The 3,512-nt window shown below is 50.5% G+C and carries 3 protein-coding genes; all 3 read left to right on the top strand.

What is annotated here, in order from left to right:
* Positions 1-279 precede the first annotated feature (279 nt).
* Positions 280-1,821: a 2,3-bisphosphoglycerate-independent phosphoglycerate mutase gene (gene gpmI, locus AC1WIP_RS13260; RefSeq protein WP_481142274.1), complete on the top strand. Its 1,542-nt coding sequence runs from the start codon at positions 280-282 to the stop codon at positions 1,819-1,821.
* A 68-nt stretch (positions 1,822-1,889) separates the two neighbouring features.
* Positions 1,890-2,912 (top strand): aldo/keto reductase, encoded by a 1,023-nt coding sequence (locus AC1WIP_RS13255; protein ID WP_481142273.1) that lies wholly within the window; start codon positions 1,890-1,892, stop codon positions 2,910-2,912.
* A gap of 73 nt (positions 2,913-2,985) precedes the next feature.
* The coding region (locus tag AC1WIP_RS13250) for a phosphopyruvate hydratase family protein (protein ID WP_481142272.1) at positions 2,986-3,512 on the top strand (527 nt) is incomplete at its 3' end.

Here is a 3,512-nt window from a genome sequence, read left to right as displayed (position 1 = left end):
CCCCATAGGCCTGCCGGACGCCAGGGTCTTGTGTTTCTTCTCTGTTTTTGATGAAAAATTTGGATAAGAGGGTAATCATAATAGTAAGCTCCTGTGTATAAATAGTTTTACAGTACATTTTATAGCGTTACTTGAGAAAAAACAATCCTTTCTTTGAGGAAGTTACTATTGCGTGGCAAGAATTTTGCGTGTATAATTTGCTAAGGAATCCGGGTTTGCGGCCGCGCTGCCGCCGCAAACCCGGGAGGCGTAGAAGGCGGCGCAGAAATGAGGACAAATATGAACAAGAGACCGGTAGTTTTAATGATTTTAGACGGCTATGGCCTGAATGACAAAACCGAGGGAAATGCCGTGGCACAGGCACAGACTCCTGTTATGGATAAATTGATGCAGGAATATCCTTTTGTGAGAGGAAATGCAAGCGGCATGGCTGTGGGGCTTCCCGAGGGCCAGATGGGAAATTCCGAGGTGGGGCACCTGAACATGGGAGCAGGACGCATCGTGTATCAGGAGCTCACCAGAATCACAAAGGAAATTCAGGACGGCACCTTTTTTGAAAATCCCGCTCTGCTTAAGGCGGTGGAGAACTGTAAGGAAAACAACAGCGCCTTACATCTTATGGGGCTTTTGTCCAATGGAGGCGTTCACAGCCACAATACCCATCTTTATGGGCTTTTGGAGCTGGCAAAGAGAAACGGCCTTGATAAGGTTTATGTGCACTGCTTTTTGGATGGAAGGGACACGCCCCCTGCCAGCGGAAAGGAATTTGCCCAGGAGCTCCAAAAAGAGATGGACAAGATCGGCACAGGCAGGATCGCTTCTGTCATGGGACGTTACTACGCTATGGACAGGGACAACAACTACGATCGTGTGAAGCTGGCCTACGATGCTATGACCAAAGGGGAGGGGCTGACTGCGGAAAGCGGCGTATCCGGCATTCAGGCATCCTATGACAGGGATGAGACCGACGAGTTTGTAAAGCCCACAGTGGTTTTGGAGGATGGAAAGCCTGTCTGCGTGGTGTCGGACAAGGATTCCGTTGTATTCTTTAACTTCCGTCCCGACAGGGCAAGGGAGATCACAAGAGCCTTCTGCGACGATGATTTCAAGGGCTTTGACAGAGGACCCAGAAAAGATATCGTCTTTGTATGCTTTACGGATTATGATCCCACCATCCCCAACAAAGAGGTGGCTTTCCACAAGGTTTCCATCACCAATACCTTTGGGGAATGGCTTGCAGCACACCACATGACCCAGGCCCGCATTGCGGAAACGGAGAAATACGCCCATGTGACCTTCTTCTTTAACGGTGGTGTGGAGAAGCCCAATGAGGGTGAGGACAGAATCCTTGTAAATTCTCCCAAGGTGGCAACCTATGATCTGAAGCCTGAGATGAGCGCCTATGAGGTTTGTGATAAGCTGACGGAGGCCATCCGATCCGAAAAGTATGACGTAGTGATCATCAATTTTGCAAACCCGGACATGGTAGGACACACCGGTGTGCTGGAAGCGGCTGTGAAGGCTGTGGAGGCGGTGGACGCCTGTGTGGGAAAGGCAGTGGAGGCCATCAAGGAGACGGACGGCGTGATGTTCATCTGTGCGGACCATGGAAACGCAGAGCAGCTGGTGGACTATGAGACAGGAGAGCCCTTTACGGCCCATACCACCAATCAGGTGCCCTTTATTCTGGTAAATTACGATCCGGCCTATACCCTGAGGGACGGCGGCTGTCTGGCGGATATCGTACCCACTCTGATCGAGATCATGGGAATGGAACAGCCGGCGGAAATGACGGGCAAATCCCTTCTGATAAAAAAATAAGAGAGCCGTCTTAAAACATGATTCTGCAGGAAGCACTTTTTTGCAGGAAGCGCTGTGGAGGAGGAAAAATGGCTGAAGTTACGTTGGGAAAAACAGGCATTACCGTACAGAAAAATGCCTTCGGAGCACTGCCGATCCAGAGGATATCCAAGGAAGAGGCGGTAAGGCTTTTGCGCAAGGCATATGACTATGGCATAACCTTTTTTGACACTGCCAGATATTATACGGACAGTGAAGAAAAGGTGGGAGAGGCCTTTTTGGGAATGCGGGAAAAGGTTTATATCGCCACCAAGACCGGAGCGGTGGATGCAGAGGGCTTTTGGCGCGATTTAGAGACCTCCTTAAAAATGCTGCAGACAGACTACATTGATCTTTATCAGTTTCATAATCCCGCCTTCTGCCCTAAGCCGGAGGATGGCACCGGTCTTTATGAGGCCATGCTGAAGGCGAAGGCAAAGGGAATGATCCGGCATATCGGCATTACCAACCACAGACTTAAGGTGGCTCATGAGGCGGTGGAGAGCGGCCTGTATGAGACGCTGCAGTTTCCCTTCAGCTACCTGGCTACGGACAAGGATATCGCCCTGGTGGAGGAAAGCAGAAAGGCCGGCATGGGATTTATCGCAATGAAGGCGTTGTCGGGAGGGCTGATTACCAATTCAGCGGCGGCCTATGCCTATCTGGCCCAGTATGACAATGTGCTTCCCATCTGGGGCGTGCAAAGAGAGCGGGAGCTGGATGAGTTTTTATGCTATATCGACAACCCGCCAAAGCTGAACGAAACCCTTTTGGCGGTCATCGAGCAGGACAGAAAAGAGCTTTCGGGAGACTTCTGCAGAGGCTGCGGATATTGTATGCCTTGTCCTGTGGGAATTGAAATCAATAACTGTGCCCGTATGAGCCTTATGATCAGAAGGGCGCCCTCGGCGGCACAGCTTACGGAAGAAATGCAGGCGAAAATGAAAAAGATCGAGGATTGCCTGCATTGCGGAAAGTGCAGGTCGAAATGTCCTTATGGCCTGGACACGCCGGTTCTGCTTGAAAAAAATTACAAGGACTACTGTGAAATTCTGGCAGGAAAGGTTTATTAAAGGTATAAAAGCCTTCCTTTTGGAGATACTTCATCTTGATGTAATGATTGTATCCCATAAGGAGGCTTTTTTTATGCAGCGGTATTTGGAAATAAAGGAGGTACACGCCAGAGAAATTCTGGATTCCAGAGGGAATCCCACTGTGGAAGCCCAGGTGGAAGTAGAAAACAGGGAAAATGGGCGCAGATATGCGGGTCTTGCGGCGGTGCCCTCGGGGGCCAGCACAGGCCGGTTTGAAGCGGTGGAGCTTCGGGACGGAGAGACACGGTATTTTGGCCTTGGCGTACAGCATGCCGTAAAAAATGTCAATGAGAAAATAGCCAGTGTGCTCTTGGGAAAAAACGCATTGGAACAGATTGTGATAGACAGGATGCTGATGGAGGCGGACGGGACGGAAAACAAAGGAAATCTGGGAGCCAATGCCATGCTGTCGGTGTCCATGGCTGTGGCAAAGGCTGCGGCAGCCGCAGTGGGGCTTCCCCTGTACCGCTATTTGGGCGGCGTGGGTCCAAGACTGATGCCTGTTCCCATGATGAATATTTTAAATGGCGGAAAACATGCGGCCAACACGGTGGATTTTCAGGAGTTTATGATTATGCC

Source organism: Acetatifactor sp., from assembly GCF_982438285.1.
This window is presented reverse-complemented; position numbering and strand designations above follow the sequence as displayed.